At 72.0% G+C, this 18,387-nt stretch carries 13 protein-coding genes; 8 read left to right on the forward strand and 5 right to left on the reverse strand.

Going from position 1 to position 18,387, the window contains the following annotated elements; translation table 11 throughout:
• Positions 1–20: 20 nt before the first annotated feature.
• Both WME96_RS19110 and gyrA read left to right on the forward strand, forming a co-directional pair.
• The gene (locus WME96_RS19110; RefSeq protein WP_437291545.1) at positions 21–1,226 is read left to right on the forward strand and encodes a hypothetical protein; all 1,206 of its coding nucleotides are present in this window, start codon (positions 21–23) and stop codon (positions 1,224–1,226) included.
• A 317-nt stretch (positions 1,227–1,543) separates the two neighbouring features.
• Positions 1,544–4,186: a DNA gyrase subunit A gene (gyrA, locus tag WME96_RS19115; RefSeq protein ID WP_433936943.1), complete on the forward strand. Its 2,643-nt coding sequence runs from the start codon at positions 1,544–1,546 to the stop codon at positions 4,184–4,186.
• 100 nt (positions 4,187–4,286) lie between these two features.
• Here the strand turns inward: gyrA and WME96_RS19120 are convergent, their stop codons facing one another.
• From WME96_RS19120 to WME96_RS19140, 5 genes are all read right to left on the reverse strand, one after another.
• Entirely contained in the window at positions 4,287–4,898 is a 612-nt protein-coding gene (locus tag WME96_RS19120; protein ID WP_437291546.1) for a gamma-glutamylcyclotransferase, read from the reverse strand.
• Positions 4,899–4,974: 76 nt separating this feature from the next.
• The gene (locus WME96_RS19125) at positions 4,975–7,605 is read right to left on the reverse strand and encodes an nSTAND1 domain-containing NTPase (protein WP_437291547.1); all 2,631 of its coding nucleotides are present in this window, start codon (positions 7,603–7,605) and stop codon (positions 4,975–4,977) included.
• Positions 7,606–7,857: 252 nt separating this feature from the next.
• Positions 7,858–9,057: a saccharopine dehydrogenase family protein gene (locus WME96_RS19130; protein WP_437291548.1), complete on the reverse strand. Its 1,200-nt coding sequence runs from the start codon at positions 9,055–9,057 to the stop codon at positions 7,858–7,860.
• A 37-nt stretch (positions 9,058–9,094) separates the two neighbouring features.
• Positions 9,095–10,555: an amidase gene (locus WME96_RS19135; RefSeq protein WP_437291549.1), complete on the reverse strand. Its 1,461-nt coding sequence runs from the start codon at positions 10,553–10,555 to the stop codon at positions 9,095–9,097.
• A 160-nt stretch (positions 10,556–10,715) separates the two neighbouring features.
• Entirely contained in the window at positions 10,716–11,717 is a 1,002-nt protein-coding gene (locus WME96_RS19140) for a hypothetical protein (RefSeq protein ID WP_437291550.1), read from the reverse strand.
• Between the two features lie 553 nt (positions 11,718–12,270).
• Here WME96_RS19140 and WME96_RS19145 point away from each other — a divergent pair.
• The 6 genes from WME96_RS19145 to WME96_RS19170 all read left to right on the forward strand — a co-directional run bounded on the left by WME96_RS19145 (position 12,271) and on the right by WME96_RS19170 (position 18,325).
• Positions 12,271–12,483 (forward strand): hypothetical protein, encoded by a 213-nt coding sequence (locus tag WME96_RS19145; protein WP_437291551.1) that lies wholly within the window; start codon positions 12,271–12,273, stop codon positions 12,481–12,483.
• A 103-nt stretch (positions 12,484–12,586) separates the two neighbouring features.
• Complete coding sequence (locus tag WME96_RS19150; protein ID WP_437291552.1) at positions 12,587–13,021, forward strand: hypothetical protein; 435 nt, start codon at positions 12,587–12,589, stop codon at positions 13,019–13,021.
• A 102-nt stretch (positions 13,022–13,123) separates the two neighbouring features.
• Entirely contained in the window at positions 13,124–14,833 is a 1,710-nt protein-coding gene (gene ilvB, locus WME96_RS19155) for a biosynthetic-type acetolactate synthase large subunit (RefSeq protein WP_433936950.1), read from the forward strand.
• A gap of 137 nt (positions 14,834–14,970) precedes the next feature.
• Positions 14,971–15,522 carry an acetolactate synthase small subunit gene (ilvN, locus tag WME96_RS19160; RefSeq protein ID WP_061607027.1) on the forward strand — a complete coding sequence of 184 codons (552 nt, stop codon included), beginning with the start codon at positions 14,971–14,973 and terminating at the stop codon, positions 15,520–15,522.
• 60 nt (positions 15,523–15,582) lie between these two features.
• The gene (ilvC, locus tag WME96_RS19165) at positions 15,583–16,596 is read left to right on the forward strand and encodes a ketol-acid reductoisomerase (RefSeq protein WP_061617959.1); all 1,014 of its coding nucleotides are present in this window, start codon (positions 15,583–15,585) and stop codon (positions 16,594–16,596) included.
• Between the two features lie 34 nt (positions 16,597–16,630).
• Positions 16,631–18,325 carry a 2-isopropylmalate synthase gene (locus tag WME96_RS19170; protein WP_437291553.1) on the forward strand — a complete coding sequence of 565 codons (1,695 nt, stop codon included), beginning with the start codon at positions 16,631–16,633 and terminating at the stop codon, positions 18,323–18,325.
• Positions 18,326–18,387 lie beyond the last annotated feature (62 nt).

Genomic DNA, 18,387 nt, shown 5'->3' on the forward strand with positions numbered 1-18,387 from the left:
TGGACTAGTGCCCCCTGCCGATGGGCCGAGCTCGTGCTGCTCTCGAAACCTGGTTCGGCGCGCGTCGCCGGGACGCCTCCCTCCTCTCTCTCGCCCTGACCGGCCGCCGCGCGGCTGCGCTCGGCGCCCTCGCGCTCGCGCTCGGGGCCTGCGACGAGGGGACCGGCGCTGCCGACGACGACCAGCCGATCCGGACGTCGCTCACCATCGACCCGCTCGCCTTCCTGGGCGACGTGCGGTGCTCGAACGAGCCGGGGGCGATCCGCAGCTACGTCGCGACGCTCACGGACGAGAGCGCGGCCGGCGGGCCGTTCACCCTCGCCTCGTCCCCGCCGATCCCCTGCTCGTCGCGCGTGTCGTTCACCCACGTCGTCGCGGGGCACGAGTACACGGCGAGGATCGACGGCTACGAGCAGTACGCCGAGGAGCTCACGCCGGTCGGCGACGAGACGTCCGGCAGCCGCCACATGCTCCTCGACGGGGCCCCGGTCGCGCCGCGCTGGACGTGGGGGTGCCCCGGCCCTGACGCCGCGGACGCCGCCGACAAGCTCGTGGCGGCCACGGGCGTCAACGTCGTCGTCCAGGGCTGCGCTCCGCTGACGACGCCCATCGACCCGGCGGGCTCGGCCATCGTGATCGACCCGGCGAGCGCGCTCGGCGCGCTGCGCTGCGAGGGCGACGACGGCGCGATCGCGTCGTTCGACATCGTCCCCCAGGACGGCGCGCTGGCGCCGGTGCTCGGGGTCGGCTGCCCGGCCGCCGAGCCGGTCGTTTACGACCTCGGCGTCGACCCGGGGCGCGCTTACGTCTTCCGCCTGGAGGCGAACGACGCCGCGGGCGACCTCCTGTTCGCGGCGAGCTGCTTCGCCGCGGCGAGCGAGGGCGTCACCGTGACGGCGACCTGCGACGCGCTGTCCGCGACGGGCGCGCTCGAGCTCGACCTGGGCGCGCTCCTCGCCGAGGAGGACCTCGCCTGCGGCGCGGCTGCGTCCACCTACACCGCGAGCGTGCCGCTGCCCGCGGGCGACCAGCCCGGGGCGGAGACACTCGAGGTCGGCCCCGTGCCCTGCGGCGATCGCGCGCTCCTGCAGGCGCTCGCCCCGGGCGCGTACGAGGCCACGGTCGAGGTGCGCGACGCCAAGGGGGCCGCGGCGCTCTCCGCGACCTGCCGCGGGGAGGTCCGCCCCGGCGCGACGACCCGCGCCGCGTGCACCCGCCTCCCCTGAGCCTCCGGCGCAGCCTCGATCCGCCCGCGCGTCCCGCCAGCGCGTCCCGCCCGCGCGTCCCGCTCGCCACAGACGCTCCGGGGCCGGCAAACCCTTTGCGCCGGCCTGCCCCTTGGAGTACCTGAACGCATCCGTCGCATCCCCTGAACAGCGCGGGTCAAGGGCGCGCGGCGGAGGCTGAACTCGACCTCGTCGCTCGTCGATAGAGGCCAGAGGCGCCTCCGCCGACCCGCTCGACGCTCGAGCCGCGCTGGGATGGGCCTCTACGACGGGGCCGCGCGCGCCGCGCTCGCCCCCGCGCCTCGGGTGCAGATCCCATGGAAGAGACGTCGAACATCCAGCAGAAGGTCCCGGTCAGCATCCAGGACGAGCTCCGGACGAGCTACCTCGACTACGCGATGAGCGTGATCATCGGCCGCGCGATCCCGGACGTGCGCGACGGCCTCAAGCCGGTGCACCGCCGGATCCTCTACTCGATGAACGAGCAGAAGATCGGCCCCGGCGGCGCGCACAAGAAGTGCGCGCGCGTCGTCGGAGACGTCCTCGGCAAGTACCACCCCCACGGCGATCTCGCGGTCTACGACGCGCTCGTCCGCATGGGGCAGACCTTCAGCCTGCGCTACCCGCTCATCGACGGGCAGGGCAACTACGGCTCGGTCGACGGCGACTCGCCCGCGGCCATGCGGTACACGGAGTCGCGCCTGTCGCGCATGGCCGTCGAGCTGCTCGCCGACCTCGACAAGGACACGGTCGACTTCGTCCCGAACTACGACGACTCGGAGCTCGAGCCGAGCGTCCTGCCGGCCAAGTTCCCGCAGCTCCTCGTGAACGGCTCCGGCGGCATCGCCGTCGGCATGGCGACGAACATCCCGCCGCACAACCTCGGCGAGATCATCGACGCGACGATCGCCATCATCCGCAACCCCGACATCACGCTGGAGGAGCTGCTCCACCTCGTCCCGGGGCCCGACTTCCCGACCGGCGGCCTCATCTACGGCAAGAGCGGGATCGTGCAGGCGTACACGACCGGCCGCGGCTCGATCACGATGCGCGGGCGCAGCCAGGTCGAGAAGACGATGAAGGGCGACCGCGAGCAGCTCGTCTTCACCGAGATCCCCTACCAGGTGAACAAGGCCCGGCTGGTCGCGAAGATCGCCGAGTGCATGAAGGAGAAGCGCATCGAGGGGATCAGCGAGGTGCGCGACGAGAGCGATCGCGAGGGGATGCGCATCGTCGTCGAGCTGAAGAAGGACATCTTCCCGCAGGTGGTCCTGAACCAGCTCTACCGGCTGACGGATCTCCAGGCGACGTTCGGCGTGATCAACCTGTCGATCGCGAACGGGCGCCCGGCCGTGCTGAGCCTGAAGGACACGCTCTCGCACTTCATCGAGCACCGGCGCGAGGTCGTGACGCGGCGCTGCCGCTTCGAGCTCCGGCAGGCCGAGTCGCAGCGCGAGCTCGTCGAGGGGCTCGGGATGGCGACGAGCGACATCGATCGGATCGTCGCGACGATCCGGGCCTCGAGCGACACGGACGAGGCGCGGGAGAACCTGCAGAAGCTGCCGCTGCGCGGGCTCGGCGAGTTCCTCCGGCGCGCCGGCCGCCCGGAGCCCGAGTGCGTCGAGGCGGACGGGCGCGGCGACTACTTCCTGTCGGAGCGGCAGGCCAAGGCGATCCTCGAGATGCGGCTCTCGCGCCTGACCGGCCTCGAGCGGGAGAAGCTCGCGAAGGAGTACGGCGAGCTGTCGCAGACGATCGAGCGGCTCCGGGCGATCCTCGCGGACATGGGGCTGCTCATGAACGTGATCGTGATGGAGCTCGAGGAGATCAAGGCGCGCTTCGGCGACAAGCGGCGCACCGAGATCGTGCCGGCCGAGGCCGAGATCCAGATGGAGGACCTGATCCAGGAAGAGGACATGGTCGTGACCATCTCGCACGCCGGCTACCTGAAGCGGACGCCGACCTCGACCTACCGGGCGCAGCGCCGCGGCGGCAAGGGGATGGTGGGGATGGAGGCGCGCGAGGAGGACTGGGTGAGCCAGCTCTTCGTGGCGTCGACGCACTCGTACGTCTTCTTCTTCAGCGACAAGGGCAAGGTCTTCGTCAAGAAGGTCTACGAGATCCCGCAGGCGCCGAGGAACGCGAAGGGCCGGGCGATCGTGAACTTCGTCGGGATGGAGCCGGGGGAGAAGGTCGCGGCGATCACGCCGGTGCCGAGCTTCGACGGCGAGACGTTCGTGGTGACGCTGACCCGCCGCGGGCAGATCAAGAAGACGGCGCTCAACGAGTACGAGAACTACAGGGACAAGGGGATCATCGGCGTGCGCATCGAGGAGGGCGACCAGCTCTTCACGGCGGCGCTGACCGACGGCAAGCGCGAGCTCGTGATCGCGACGCGGAGCGGGATGAGCATCCGCTTCCCCGAGGACCAGGTGCGCCCGACGGGCCGCGCCACGATGGGCGTGAAGGGCATCGAGCTCGACGACGGCGACGTGGTGGTGGGCCTCGGCGTGAGCGGCGACGGGCGCGACCGGGTGCTCACGGTGTGCGAGCGCGGCTACGGCAAGCAGACGGCGCTCGAGGAGTTCCGGCTCCAGAGCCGCGGCGGCAAGGGCGTGATCCTGATCGACGCGAGCGAGCGGAACGGGCCGGTCGTCGGGGTGGCCATGGTGAGCCCGAGCGACGAGGTGCTGATCGTGACCGACCGCGGGCAGATGATCCGCACCAAGGCGAGCGAGATCCGCGAGACGGGGCGCAACGCGCAAGGCGTGCGGATCATGCATGTGGGCCAGGACGAGCGGGTGGTCGCGGTCGAGGCGTTCGCGGCGGAGGCGGCGGAGGCGGCGGAGAGCGGCGGATCGACGCCGCCGGCCGCGGACGGGACCAACGGGGTCGCGGATCACGGGGGGGCGGACGGCGGCGGAGCCGACGGTGGCGGTGGCAGCAGCGACGTGAACTGAGCGAGCGTGGAAACGCCCGGGGGGGCCGGGGAGCGGGAGGGCCGGGGGGGCCGGCCCCGCGGGGGGATCGCTGGACCACCAGCTCGGCGAGGAGCGCTCGCTAGAGCGATGTCTCGGCGACGGGGGTGGAGGTCGATCCGCGCGCTGGAGGGTCCGAGCGGCACATCGCGGCCCGCTCCTGGGCGCGGATGAGCCTCGCGAGCTCGGCCACGTGAGCGTCATCGGCGTCCATGGCCGCGAGGGACTCGGCGAGGCGCAGGACGTACTCGACGTTGGAGCCGCTCGGACCGTGGGACGCGAGCACCTGCGCGACGATCGCGGGGAGCGGCGCCTCACCGAGGTAGTCCGGGTTGTCCGGAGTCGCCATGTAGACGATGGCTGTCCGCGCCGCGCGAGACGCCGTGTCGTCCGCGATGAAAAGCGGCATGTCGTGGCGGGCATAGCCGCCCTTCTCGCGGTGATCGAGCGCGCGGAGCACCTCGTCGAGCTCGGGCTCGGCGACCCGGTAGGCCATCCCCCAGCAGCGCGCGCCTGGCTCGGGGATGAGCGTGACCACCCGGCCCGGCGCGCCGGGGACGCCGCGGTGATCGGTGGAGCCCTGCCAGAAGCGGCGCGCCCACCCCGTGATGTACCCGGGCGCCATCTGCTCGAAGCGAAAAGCCGGCCGCCAGATCAGCGACCCGTAGCCGAAGATCCAGGTCTCGCGATGCACGGGACCATCCTACCAAACCAGGCTGCCGGCCAGGCGCTCCCAGGCCGCCGCGCCGGCTCGGCGCGCCAGGCGCCCGCTACCGGGGCCCCTCCCCGAGGCTCTCCACGGACCGCGGGCCGGGCCGCTCCAACGGCTCCCGGCTGCGACGCTCGTGCTCGGCCTCCATGGCCCTCCGCTCCTCGACGTCCCTCTGCAGGAGCTCGTCGCGCTTCCGCTGGTCCTCCACGTCCTGCCGGGCCCTCTCGGCGGCCTCTCGCGCCGCCCGCTCGCTGGCGAGCGCCATCTCGAGGTTGTACTCGGTCTGGCGGATCTCCTCGAGCTGCGCGGTGATCACCCGGTTCTGGCGGACCACCTTGATGATCCCCAGCGTCGCCCCGGCGACCAGCAGCGCGAGGCCCGCCATCACCCCGACGATCAGCGTGCGCTTCCTCCGCTGCGCCTGGCTCGCCAGCCGGAGCACGGCGTCCAGATAGCGCTGCTCGCGCGCGGGCAACTGCCCCTGATGATAGTAGCTCTCGCGGAAATGGCGCGCCTCCTCGGCGAGCTTGCCGCGCCAGACGGTGTCGTCGGCAGAGCCGCTCGACTCCCATTGCCTGGCCGCCACACGCAGCTTGTCGAGGAACGCCGCGTCCTTCTGGTTCTCGTCGAGCCAGCGCAGCAGGGTCGGCCAGCGCTCGATGAGCGACTCGTGCACGATCTCCACCGTGCTGCCGGCGTCGTCGCGCCCGCGCTCGACGGCCAGGAGCCGCGCGTCCGAGAGGACCTGGACGACGCCCTCGAGCTCGTCCGGGTCGCCCGGCAGCTCGCGGAGCTCCCTCAGGCTCGCGATGGCCCTCGTGCGCTCGGGCGTGACGAGGCGCTCGAACACGGCCCGGCAGAGCTTCGCCTGGCGGACGCTCATCCCGGCCAGCACGGTGTCGGCGTGGCTCGCGAGCGTGCCCGCCACGCCGCCGATGGCCTCGTAGCTCTCCCGCGTCAGGAGCCGGCGCCCGCGGTCGCGCAGGTCCCACCAGCGCGCCGCCATGAACTGCAAGAGCGGCAGCGCGCCGCGGGTCGTCTCCAGCACGTCCAGGATGCCCTCGACCAGCGCCGGATCCTCGATCTCGTAACGGGCCGCCTGGACAGGCCGGGTCAGCGCCTCGCGCAGCCCCGCGCGGCCGATCGGCGGCAGGACCACGAGCCCGCGGGTCACTGCCGCCATGAAGTGCCTGTCCTCGGCCACCCGCTCGATGAAATCCGACCGCAGGGACAGGATCACGCGCAGCGGTGAGGAGGCGTCGTCGGCGACGCCGCCGAGGCACGAGAGGAACGCGGCGCGCTCGCCGGCATCGCAGGAGAGCGTGTAGAGCTCCTCGAACTGATCGACGAAGAGCGCGACGCGACGCTGCTTGCGGGCCGACCACGCGCGCAGCTCGGCCCCCAGGTAGCCCGGCTCGGCCCGCAGCCGATCGAGCAGGCGCCCGCGCGCGTCCTCGCCGTCGAGGGGCGCGGGGCGCTCCGAGCCCCCCTTCGACATCAACGAGGGGTGGCTGAGCAGATCGGCGAGCGCCGCCATCGGCTCGCGCCCTGGCCGGAGGATGAGCGACTCCCACCCTGCGCCCGAACGCTTGAGCGCCGGGACGATCCCCGCCCTCACGAGCGACGACTTCCCCACCCCCGACGCGCCGACGATCGCGAGCAGCGGCTGGCTCCGGAGGCGCGTCACCATGCTCGCGACGTCCTCCGCGCGGCCGAAGAAGCGGTCCGCGTCTGCCTCCTGGAACGCCGACAGACCGGCGAAGGGGCTCTCGTCGGCCCCGAGGACGATCTCGTGTCGCCCGGGCAGGAGCGGCAAGAGCTCCGAGAGCAGCTGCTGCGCGGAGGCGGTGCGCTCGGCCTTCCGCTTGCGCAGGCAGCGATCGACGATCCCGGCGAGCGGCCCCAGGTCGGGGCGCGCCTCGTCGAGCTCGGGCATGGGCTGATCGAGCGCGGCGACCTGCATGAGGCTGTGCACCGTCACCGGCGCGAGCGGGTGCGCGCCGGTGACGAGCTCGTGGAGCATGATGCCCACGGCCCAGATGTCGCTGGCGTGATCGATCCCCTCCCCGGTCCACTGCTCCGGGGACATGTACGGTATCGTCCCCATCATCGCGCCCTCGCGCGTCAGGGTCGTTCTCAGCGAGGCGGGAGGGCGCTCGACCGCGCCGCCGGCGTCCGTGTCGAGCAGCTTGGCGATGCCGAAATCGAGCACTTTGATCGCGCCGGACGCCTCCAGCATGATGTTCTCGGGCTTGAGATCGCGGTGCACGATGCCGAGCTTGTGAGCGCACGAGAGGGCGCGCACCACGGGCACCATCATCTCCACGGCCGCGCTCGCGGACACCGGCGCCGTCGCGACCCCTTCACCGGCGCCGGGGGGTCTTCGCTGCTCCATCCAGGCGCGGAGGCTCTGCCCTTCGATGTACTCGAGCACCATGTACGGGTATCCGTCGTGCTCGTTCACATCGTGGATGGTCACGATGTTCTCGTGCTTGCAGAGCGCGGTCGCGCGGGCCTCGACCAGGAAGCGCTGCAGCCGGACGCCGCTCAGGCTGGTGACGACCTTGATGCCGACGAGGCGGCCCAGCCGGAGATCGCGGGCCAGGAAGACGGTGCCCATGCCGCCCCGGCCGAGCTCGCGGATGAGCTCGTAATGCCCGATCGTGCTGCCGGCGGTGAGCGGCAGCACGGAGGCCTCTTCGGTCGATCCCCGGCGCGAAGGCGCCGTCCTGTCCGGGGCGGGCTCCGGCGCGCGCGGATCGCGGGTAGCCCACCCCGCGCTCCCTTGCCCGGCCAACAGCGTGCTCGTCAGGCCGCAGTCGCTCACGGCGGGCGCGACGTTCCCTCGAACAGGCAACGGGACCCCCGCAGCCTCCCCGCCGAGCCGTTTCTCGTCCGCGCCGGTCACGCCAGGGCAGCGTACCCCACCGGCCCGGTCATCTCACCCTTCCAGGAGCTCGAACCGGATCCCCGCCGCCTGCAGCCGCTCGATGAGCCGCTCCCCCATCGCGACGGCCGGCGTGAGGACCCCGGCGCGCGCCGGCAGCCGCTCGCGATCGAACGCCATGCAGAGCGCCGACTCCGCCACCATCTTCGCCGTCTCCGAGTAGCCCGGATCCCCGCCGCTCACCCGCGTCACCACCCGGCGCGACGCGCTCTTCCCCTCGAACGTCACCTGGAACCAGCTCCGCGCCCGCTCCTCCGCGCTCGGCCCCTCCCCCGGGCTGCGCACCTTGCGGAGCAGCTCCCGCGTCGGCCCGACCTTGGCGAGCGCCGCGACGGCGCCGAGGCCAGCGATCCCGATCACGAGCTGCAGCCCGGATTTGACCTGCATGTAATGACCGTACTGGAAGTCGGGGCCGTAGACGTCGAGCTCCCGCGCGCTCCGCAGCACGACCTGCGGGTCGATGCTCGGCATCGGGCAGACCCAGGCGCGCAGCCCCTTCTCGTAGCGGATGCGCGCCTTGAGCCCACGCGCCTTGCGCGCCCCGTGCTCCTGCTCCTTGCCTGCCTCGCGCTTCCTGCGGCGCGCCTGCGCCACGATCTCGATCAGCGACTGCCAGGTGCCGCCCGAGAAGCTCCCGTGCGCGCGCACCACGCCCTCGACCACGATCGGCTCTCCCGCCGGGAGCTTCGTCACCGTGAAGAGCACGCCGAGGTCGTGCGGGATGCTGTCGAAGCCGCAGCAGTTGACGATCCGCACGCCCCGCGCGCGGGCGGCCTCGTGGTGTCGGTCGAGCAGGCGGTCGACGAACTCGGGCTCGCCGGTGAGGTCCGCGTAGTCGGTGCCCGCGCGGATGCACGCCTCGACCAGCGGCTCGCCGCGCGTCGAGTAAGGGCCGACCGTGGTGAGGACGACGCGCGCCTGGCTGGCCATGCGTTCGAGCGACGCCGCGTCCTCCGAGGTCGCCTCGATGACCCCCACCGCGGAGCAGACCGGATCGATCGCCTCCATCGCCGCCTTCACCTCGGCGAGGCGCCCCGCGTTCCGCCCGGCGATCGCCCAGCGAACGGGCCGCGCCGCGGCCTCACCGGCGGAGGTGTCCTTGCCCTTGGTGGCGAGATACTCGGCGACGAGACGACCGGTGAAGCCGGTCGCGCCGAAGACGATCACATCGTACGTGCGGTCGCTGCTGCTCATGGGGGCAGCCTTGATACCACGACCGCGGGCGGGAACGTCACCGTCGGCACCACGACAAAGACGGCGGGACCCAGCCGCCGAACGAGCGCTCCAGGTGCTGCGCCACCGCGATCGTCACGTGGTCGTTGCCGTGGATCGCCGCGACCTGGACGCCAAGCGGAAGCCCCTCTTCGTTGAGCCCCAGCGGGACCTGCGTCGCCGGCATCTCCATGACGTTGAGCACCGCGGTGTACGTCCACTGGAAGGGCGGCAGGAGCGGCGCGTAGTGCCGCGGCGCGGGCCTCGGGTACGTCGGGTAGAGCATCACGCCCCGCTCGCCGATGCGCGCCACGAGCTCGGCCCGGAGCGCCTTGCCGAGCTCCACGGCGCGCTCGATGCGCGCCGGGAGCCGCTTGCCGATGTCCTCCAGCAGCGTCAGCCCGAGCGCGGGCAGCGTGTGCGCCGAGCGGCGCGTCGACCAGCGGGCGAGCTCGCGCGGCAGGCTGACCGGACGGCCGTCCCCGAGGAGCGACCGGAACGTGACGCCGCCCGCCACGGCCAGCATCGCGGTCCAGATGTCGAGCGCGCGCGCGAGCAGCTCGACGCGTCCCTCGCGGACCGTCGCCCCCCGCGCCGCGAGCGCCTCCGCGGCCCTCCGCTGCGCGGCCAGCAGATCATCGCTCACCGCGCGGACGCCGTCGTGCTCGATCGAGAGCACCGTCAGCCCGGCGAGGTCGACCGCGGCCGGGTCGCCGAGCGGCATCGGCGCGCAGCTCGGATCGCCCGCGTCGGGGCCCGCGAGGACGCGGAGCACCGGCATGAGATCCTCGGCGCGCCGCGCGATCGGCCCCGACGTCATGAAGCGGAGCCCCCGCTCGCCCGGCAGCGGGAACTGCCCCGACGTCGGCACGAGCCCGCCGGTCGGCTTGTGGCCGAAGACGCCGTTGAAGAACGCGGGCATCCGGATCGATCCGCCGATGTCCGAGCCGAGCCCGATCGGCGCGCCGCCGGCGCCGACCACCGCGGCCTCTCCGCCCGAGCTGCCGCCCGCGGTGCGCGCCGGATCGTAGGGGTTGTTGGTGCGGCCGTAGAGCCGGTTGTTCGTCTCCATCCACATGCAGAGCTCCGACACGTTGGTGACGCCGAGCGGGATGAAGCCGGCGGCGCGCAGGCGCGCGACCGTCACCGCGTCCTCCGCCGCGCGCACGCCGGCGCGGGCGACGAGCCCCGCGGAGTTCGGCATGCCGGCGACGGCGAAGCTCTCCTTGATGGAGCACGGCACGCCGAGGAACGGCGGCGCGCCCGCGGGCTCGCCCCGGTCAAGCAGCGCGTCGGCCGCGCGCGCCTCGGCGCGGGCGGCGTCGAACCGGTCCGCCACCACCGCGTTGAGCGTCGGGTTCACGCGCTCGATGTGTCGGATATGGGTCTCCACCACCTCGGCCGACGTGACGGCCCGGGCGCGGATCAGCGCGGCCAGCCGCGTGGCGGAGAGCAGAAGCAACGGATCTCGTGAAAGCATGGATGCGAACAGGGATCAGGCTCAGGACGACGACCCGGGTCAAGGATTCGCCGCTTCGAGGCCCGGAGACCGCTGTTCTGACATCCCTGGCGGCCGTCCCGCCGGCCGGCGCGCAGCGCCGCCGAGCGCGTCCGGACGCCGGCGCGTCCGCGAAGCGCGCCTACTCGCCCGTCGCCCCTTCCGCTTGCGGCGCCGGCGCCGCGGCGACCGAGCGCCCGCGCGCACGCTGCGGGAACGCCCAGCGCACGGCCCCGGTCACCAGCCAGTCGACCGCCCCCCGGCTGCTCACCTGGATGCCTGGATCGACGTACACCTGCACGCGCTCGCTGAGCTCCGCGCCGACCTCCAGCACGCTCGTCGACACGACGCGGGGCCCGCCGAGGTGGTTGAACTGGAAGCTCTGGTCCGGCCCCACCCAGAACCCGCGCGGCAGCTCGACGATCGCGAAGGGCCGCACCACGGACACCTGGATGTCGTCCCGCCGCGGATCGCCGCCGAACGACACCGCGTGCTGGAGCTGCAGCCCGATCCGCGCCGGCCGCGCCACGCGGACGTACGCCTGGACGAGCGGCGCGACCTGGTTCTTCCCCGAGCCCAGCGCGCGGTTCGTCGCCGAGTCGAGGACGAGGTCCGAGCCGACGAGCAGCGCGAACCGCGGCGTGCCGATCGCGCGCACGAGCGGCCGGATCAGCACGTCGCCGAGCCCCACGTTGCGCTCGCCCTCGAGGCCGCCCGCGTAGGCGAGCGGCACGTCTGCCCGCAGCGAGAAGCTCCTGTCGAAGGCGTAGTCCCCCCGGATCACCGCCGCGTTGAAGAAGCCGTTCCTGCCGCGCGAGACGTAATCGTTCCGGAGCTCGACGAACGTGCCGAGGTTGGCGGCCGCGGGCGCCGGCGTCCGGGGCGCCGCGGCGTCGCGGCGCTCGCCCCCGCGGCGCGGCGGCGGCGACGGCCGCACGACGGGCGCCGGCCGCGCGGGCTGAGCGCGCGCGAGCGCCGCTGCGCGCGCCGGCGCCGCGAGGCGCGATGGCGCGGCGGCGACGGCGGTCGAGGCGCTGCCCAGCGCGAGCAGCGCGAGCGCGGCCGCGCGGCGGCGGCGTCGACAGCCGAGCGAGGAGATCCGACGAACAGCAGGCCGCGCCTGCGCCACGCGATGCGCTTGCATGGCAGGTCCATGGTGGTGCTGCTCGGCCCGTCGCAGTCGGTCCAGGGCAGCACTCTGCACGTCGGGCGCGCATGAGCCGCCATCCGGCGCTTGCGCACATCTCCCCCGGCGCTCCGGATCTGCGCCGCGGCCGATTGCGTCCGCGCTCTTCGCGCGGCGCTCCTTGCGCGCTCCGCCCGGCTCGAGCTCGTTCGACGTCTTCCGCACACGCGGCTGGACGTCTTCCGCACACGCGGCTGGACGTCTTCCGTGCACGTCGTTCGACGCGTCGTTCGACGTCTTCCGTGCACGTCGTTCGACGTCTTCCGTGCACGTCGTTCGACGTCTTCCGTGCACGTCGATCGCCCCGCCGCGCAGCCAGGCACGCGCGACACACGCGCATGCGATCGGCTCGATCGGCGCCGCTTCGTGCAGGACGTCACGCCTGTTTGCGGCGTTGGCTCGTATGAAAAAACCGCACGAAACACCGCAGAAACAAGCGATCTGTAAAGAAACAGCTTGACGCGACGCAGCAGCTCTGTAGGGTAACGGCACGCACGCTATGCAGAAGTCGATGAGCACCGCCAGCGCCCACGCCTCCGGCGATGGGGCCCCCGCTGTGAAGCTGGTGCATCGCGCTTCGTCCGCGCTCTCGGCGACGCGTTCGCTCGTCGTCGCGATCGGCGTGTCCGTCGGGCTCCTAGCCGGCCTAGCCATTCCTGCGCTCGTCAGCCTAGTCGTCGTCGGGCTGATTCGCGTTGGGATCGGTTGCGGGCCGCCACTCTGAGCAAGGCAGCATGGAGATAGGCCCCCGCACCGTAAAGGTCCGGGGGCTTTCGTTTTTTCGGCCTGTGGGTTCACGAAGAGCAGCCGTCGTCAAGGAGGATCAGGTGAGCAAGGAACAACATTCGAGGAAGAATCGCGAGGACGCCTCCAGCGAGGCCGTCGACCAGCGCATCGCGGAGCTCGCGGAGCTCGTCGCCGCGGGCTGTGGCGTGCCCGTCGCGTCGAGCGCCGTGCGCGAGGAGTTCGAGGCGCTCGTCCACGAGATCCGCGCGCGCGCCAGCGGGGGCGGCGTCCGTGCGCCCCAGCGCTCCTCGACGCACCTGAAAAGCGCGCGCCCGGGCGGCGCCGCGGCCGAGGCCTCCTTCGAGTTCCACTCCGACCCGCCCTCCGCGCGCGCCGGCTCGAACGCGCAGGCGAGCGCTCCGGCCTTCTCGCGCGTCGTCTCGCTCGACGACGCGCGGCGGGTGCTCGAGGCGATCCGCCGCGAGGAGACCAGCGGCGACGGCCCGCGGGAGGACCTGCAGCGCGCGATCGCCTAGCTCCCTGATCCTCGGAGACACGGCGGAACCCACCGGCCACGGCGCCCGAGGGCGCCACCACCACCCGCAGCTTCACCAGCGCGACTCGATGGAGTCAGGACTATGAAACGAACAGGCGCACAGATCATCTGGGAAGTCCTCGTCCGCGAAGGCGTGGACGTGGTCTTCGGCTATCCGGGCGGCGCGATCATGCCCGCGTACGACACGATCCTCGGCTACCCGATCCGCCACGTCCTCGTCCGGCACGAGCAGGGCGCGGCGCACATGGCGGACGGCTACGCCCGCGCCTCCGGCAAGGTCGGCGTGTGCGTCGCCACCTCGGGCCCGGGCGCGACGAACCTCGTCACCGGGATCGCGACGGCGATGCTCGACTCGTCGCCGATCGTCTGTATCACCGGCCAGGTCTCCTCCAAGCTGCTCGGCACCGACGCCTTCCAGGAGACCGACATCACGGGCGTCACCCTGCCCATCACCAAGCACAACTACCTCGTCACCGAGGTCGAGGACATCGCCCCCGCCATCCGCGAGGCGTTCTACATCGCGCGCTCCGGCCGCCCGGGCCCCGTCCTGGTCGACATCACCAAGGACGCCCAGCAGGCCTCGATCGACTTCGAGCCCCCGAAGGGCGAGGTCCGCCTGCCCGGCTACCGCCCGTCCCACCACGCCGTCCAGACGGACATCGAGAAGGCGATCGAGCTCATCGACGAGGCCGAGCGGCCGCTCATCCTCGCCGGTCAGGGCATCGTCCGGGCGGAGGCGACGCGCGAGCTCCTCGCCTTCGTGGAGAAGACGGGCATCCCCGTGGCGTCGACGCTCCTCGGCCTCGGCGGCTTCCCGGCGACCCACCCGCTCAGCCTCGGCATGATGGGCATGCACGGCGAGGCGTGGGTGAACCACGCCATCCAGGAGGCCGACCTCCTCATCGCGCTCGGCATGCGCTTCGACGACCGCGTGACCGGCAACCTCAAGACCTATGCGGTCAAGGCGAAGAAGATCCACGTCGAGATCGACCGGTCCGAGATCAACAAGAACGTCAAGGTCGACGTCGGCCTCGTCGGGGACGTCCGGGACACGCTCCTGTCGCTCATCCCCGGGGTCAAGCAGCGCCACCGGGGCGGCTGGCTCGAGCGCATCGGCGCGCTGAAGGGCGACTCGGCGGTCCGTGACATTCAACAATTGCCGTACAACGAGAAATTGTACGCCGCGCACGTGATGCACGACCTCTGGCGGCTCACCGACGGCAAGGCGCTTGTGGTAACCGACGTCGGCCAGCACCAGATGTGGGAAGCGCAGTACTACAAGCACGATCACCCGCGGAAGCTCATCACCTCCGGCGGGCTCGGCACGATGGGCTTCGCCCTGCCGGCCGCGATCGGCGCGCGCTTCGCGAAGCCCGACGAGGAGGTCTGGGTGGTCGTCGGCGACGGCGGCTTCCAGATGACCGCGTGCGAGCTGTCGACCTGCGCGCAGGAGGGCATCAAGGTCCACGTGGCCATCATCAACAACGGCTACCTCGGCATGGTGCGCCAGTGGCAGGAGTTCTTCTACAACCGGCGCTACTCGGCGACCCCGATGCGCAGCCCGGACTTCGTGAAGCTCGCCGAGGCCCACGGCCTGACCGGCATCCGCGTCACGAAGCGCGAGGAGATCGCGGACGCGGTGGCGCGCGCCCGCGCGACGCCGGGCACCGTGGTCGTCGACTTCCGCGTCGAGCAAGAGGACAGCGTCTATCCGATGGTCCCCGCGGGCGCCGACCTGAAGGACATGATCCGCCGCCCGAGCCCCATCGTGGAGACCGGGGAGGATCCGTGAACGCACCCGTAGCGGCGCGCGCCCCGAGCGCTCGTTCCAGCGCGAGCGCGCGCTCGTCGGACGAGCGGGGCGCGTCCGAACGCGTCACGGCCGGCGCCGGGCGCACCACCGACAAGAGGGACTTTCAAGAGGCATCCATGGATCGACCCATCCTGCGCACCTTCATCGCCTACGTCGAAGACCGCCCCGGCGTGCTCAACCGCGTCGCGTCCCTCTTCCGGCGTCGCGCGTACAACATCGAGTCGCTGAGCGTCGGGCGCACCCACATCACCGGGATCTCGCGCCTCACCCTGGTCCTCGAGGCGGACGAGGACGGGGCGCGGCGCCTCGAGGCGAACCTGTACAAGCTGGTCAACACCCTCTGGGTCCAGGACGTCACCCACACCGCCTCGGTCGCGCGCGACCTCGCGCTGATCAAGGTGAGGGCCGACGCGACGACCCGGGCCCAGGTGCTCCAGCTCTGCGAGGTGTTCCGCGCGCGCACCGTCGACGTCGCCCCCGAGGCGCTCACCATCGAGATCACCGGGACCGGCGACAAGATCGAGGGCCTGCTCGACGTGCTCCGCCCGTTCGGGATCATCGAGATGGTGCGGACGGGGATGATCGTGATGACCCGCGGCGCCGAGGAGGCCGAGGCCAGGCTCGACACGATGCTGCCTGCGCGCGCGGCCGACAGCGGCGCGCCCTGATGACTGATGACGTGAAGGAAGGGAGCCGCGAGGTGCGGTCCCTGTTGAATGGAGAGTGAGATGGCGAAAATTTTCTATGATAACGACGCGGATCTGTCGCTCATCCAGAGCAAGAAGATCGCGATCGTAGGCTATGGCTCGCAGGGGCACGCCCACGCGCTCAACCTGCGCGACAGCGGCGCCACCGTGATCGTCGCCCTGCCCGAGGGCAGCAAGAGCCGGCCCAAGGCGCAGGCGGCGGGCCTCCAGGTGGCCACCGTGTCCGAGGCCGCGAAGGCCGCGGACGTCATCATGATCCTCGCCCCCGACACGTCGCAGGCGCGCATCTACAACGAGCACATCGCGCCGCACCTCGGCCCGGGCAAGACGCTGATGTTCGCGCACGGGTTCAACATCCGCTTCAACACGATCACGCCGCCCGCGTCGGTCGACGTCTCGATGATCGCGCCGAAGGGCCCCGGGCACCGGGTGCGCGAGACGTACGAGGCCGGCGGCGGCGTCCCGGCGCTGCTCGCCGTCCACCAGGACGCGAGCGGCAAGGCCGAGGCGCAGGCGCTCGCGTACGCGAAGGGCATCGGCGCGACGCGCGCCGGCGTGCTCTGCACGACGTTCGCGGAGGAGACCGAGACCGACCTCTTCGGCGAGCAGGCGGTGCTCTGCGGCGGCGCCAGCGAGCTCGTGAAGGCCGGGTTCGAGACGCTCGTGAACGCCGGCTACCAGCCGGAGATCGCGTACTTCGAGTGTCTGCACGAGCTCAAGCTCATCGTCGACCTCATGTACCGCGGCGGCCTCAACTACATGCGGTACTCGATCAGCGACACCGCCGAGTACGGCGACTACGTCTCGGGCCCGCGCGTCATCACCGACAAGACGCGCGAGGAGATGAAGCGCATCCTCGCCGACATCCAGAGCGGCGAGTTCGCCCGCAAGTGGATCGCGGAGAACGAGGAGGGCCGGCCGAAGTTCGAGGCGACGCGGGCCAAGGAGCGCGAGCAGAAGCTCGAGGTCGTGGGCGCCAACCTGCGCAAGATGATGCCGTTCATCGATCCGGTCACCATCAAGCCCGGCGACTGAGCCTCTCCACTCGTGGGAGGCGGCGGAGAACACCATGCCTGAGATGATTGCGAATCAAGCGATGCCCCCGTCCGATTACGTCCGTATCTTCGACACCACGCTGCGCGACGGCGAGCAGTCGCCCGGCGCGACGATGACGTCCTCGGAGAAGCTCGAGATCGCGCTCGCGCTGGCGAAGCTCGGCGTCGACGTCATCGAGACGGGCTTCCCCGCCGCTTCCCCCGACGACCTGCTCGCCGTCCAGACGATCGCCGAGCGCGTCGGCGCGGCCGCCATCCCCGGCCGCCCCGCCGCGACCCCGCCGATCATCTGCGCCCTCGCCCGCGCAACGAAGGTCGACATCGACAAGGCGTGGGAGGGCGTCTCGCGGGCCGCGCACCCGCGGATCCACACCTTCCTCGCGACGAGCGACATCCACCTCAAGCACAAGCTCCGGATGACGCGCGCCGAGGTGCTCGATCGCGTCCGGGCCATGGTCGCCTACGCGCGCGACCTGTGCGCGGACGTGGAGTTCAGCCCCGAGGACGCCGGCCGGAGCGAGCCGGAGTTCCTCTACCAGGTGCTCGAAGCGGCGATCGCCGCCGGTGCCACCACGCTCAACATCCCGGACACGGTCGGGTACACCATCCCGAGCGAGTTCGGCGCGCTCATCGCCGGGATCCGCAAGAACGTCGCGGGGATCGACCGCGCCATCATCTCGGTCCACTGCCACAACGACCTCGGGCTCGCGACGGCCAACGCGCTGGAGGGCATCCGCGCGGGCGCGCGCCAGGCCGAGGTGACCATCAACGGCATCGGCGAGCGCGCCGGCAACACCGCGCTCGAGGAGGTCGTCATGGCGCTCGCGACGCGCCGGGCGGTCTTCGGGCTGCGCACCGGGATCGACACGACCCAGATCGCCACCGTGAGCCGCATGGTGAGCGCGGCGACGGGCTTCAACGTCCAGCCCAACAAGGCGATCGTCGGCGCCAACGCCTTCGCGCACGAGTCCGGCATCCACCAGGACGGGATGCTGAAGCACCAGGAGACGTACGAGATCATGCGGCCCGAGATGGTCGGCGTCACGCAGACGCGGCTCGTCCTCGGCAAGCACTCGGGCCGGCACGCGCTCCGCAACCGGCTCGAGGAGCTCGGCTACCACCTCGACGAGGCCCAGCTCGCGGCGGCGTTCGCCAGCTTCAAGGCGCTCGCCGACAAGAAGAAGCACGTCACCGATCCGGACATCGAGGCGATCGTCTCGACCACGCGGGCGCAGGTCGCCGAGCTCTACACGCTCGACGCCCTCCAGGTCGCCTGCGGGACGACGGGGATGCCCACGGCCACGGTCCGTCTCCGCGGGCCGGACGGCGCGCTGCACGTGCGCGCCGCGATCGGCACCGGGCCGGTGGACGCCGCCTACCGGGCGATCGACGAGATCGTCCGCGTGCCGAGCAGCCTCCTCGAGTTCTCGGTGCACGCGGTGACCGAGGGCATCGACGCGCTCGGCGAGGTGAGCGTCCGCGTGCGGGCGGACGTGACGTCGAGCAAGCGGCACCCGCAGCACGACGCCTCCGCGCGCGTCTTCCACGGCCACGGCGCTGACACCGACATCCTCGTCGCCAGCGCGAAGGCGTACCTCGCCGCCCTGAACCGGCTCCTCGCGACGTACGGCGTCGAGCCCAAGGAAGACGCGGCGGCGTCAGAGAGCAACCAGAGCGGCCACGGCGCCGCCGTCGAGACCGCGAGATAGGCCGGTGCGCCGGGCGCAGGAGGCCCCCGCGCGGGGCGGACGAGCCCGGCGGCGTGCCCTCG

Origin of the sequence: Sorangium sp. So ce406 (assembly GCF_051474675.1) — a bacterium.
Classification (GTDB): domain Bacteria; phylum Myxococcota_A; class Polyangia; order Polyangiales; family Polyangiaceae; genus Sorangium; species Sorangium cellulosum_G.

Excerpts from the sequence above, each read along its gene's own strand:
- ilvN (WP_061607027.1), top strand. The coding sequence starts at position 14,971 with ATGGATCGACCCATCCTGCGCACCTTCATCGCCTACGTCGAAGACCGC.
- WME96_RS19145 (WP_437291551.1), top strand. The coding sequence starts at position 12,271 with ATGAGCACCGCCAGCGCCCACGCCTCCGGCGATGGGGCCCCCGCTGTG.
- WME96_RS19170 (WP_437291553.1), top strand. The coding sequence starts at position 16,631 with ATGCCTGAGATGATTGCGAATCAAGCGATGCCCCCGTCCGATTACGTC.
- WME96_RS19135 (WP_437291549.1), bottom strand. The coding sequence starts at position 10,555 with ATGCTTTCACGAGATCCGTTGCTTCTGCTCTCCGCCACGCGGCTGGCC.
- WME96_RS19130 (WP_437291548.1), bottom strand. The coding sequence starts at position 9,057 with ATGAGCAGCAGCGACCGCACGTACGATGTGATCGTCTTCGGCGCGACC.
- ilvB (WP_433936950.1), top strand. The coding sequence starts at position 13,124 with ATGAAACGAACAGGCGCACAGATCATCTGGGAAGTCCTCGTCCGCGAA.
- WME96_RS19110 (WP_437291545.1), top strand. The coding sequence starts at position 21 with ATGGGCCGAGCTCGTGCTGCTCTCGAAACCTGGTTCGGCGCGCGTCGC.
- ilvC (WP_061617959.1), top strand. The coding sequence starts at position 15,583 with ATGGCGAAAATTTTCTATGATAACGACGCGGATCTGTCGCTCATCCAG.
- WME96_RS19140 (WP_437291550.1), bottom strand. The coding sequence starts at position 11,717 with ATGCAAGCGCATCGCGTGGCGCAGGCGCGGCCTGCTGTTCGTCGGATC.
- gyrA (WP_433936943.1), top strand. The coding sequence starts at position 1,544 with ATGGAAGAGACGTCGAACATCCAGCAGAAGGTCCCGGTCAGCATCCAG.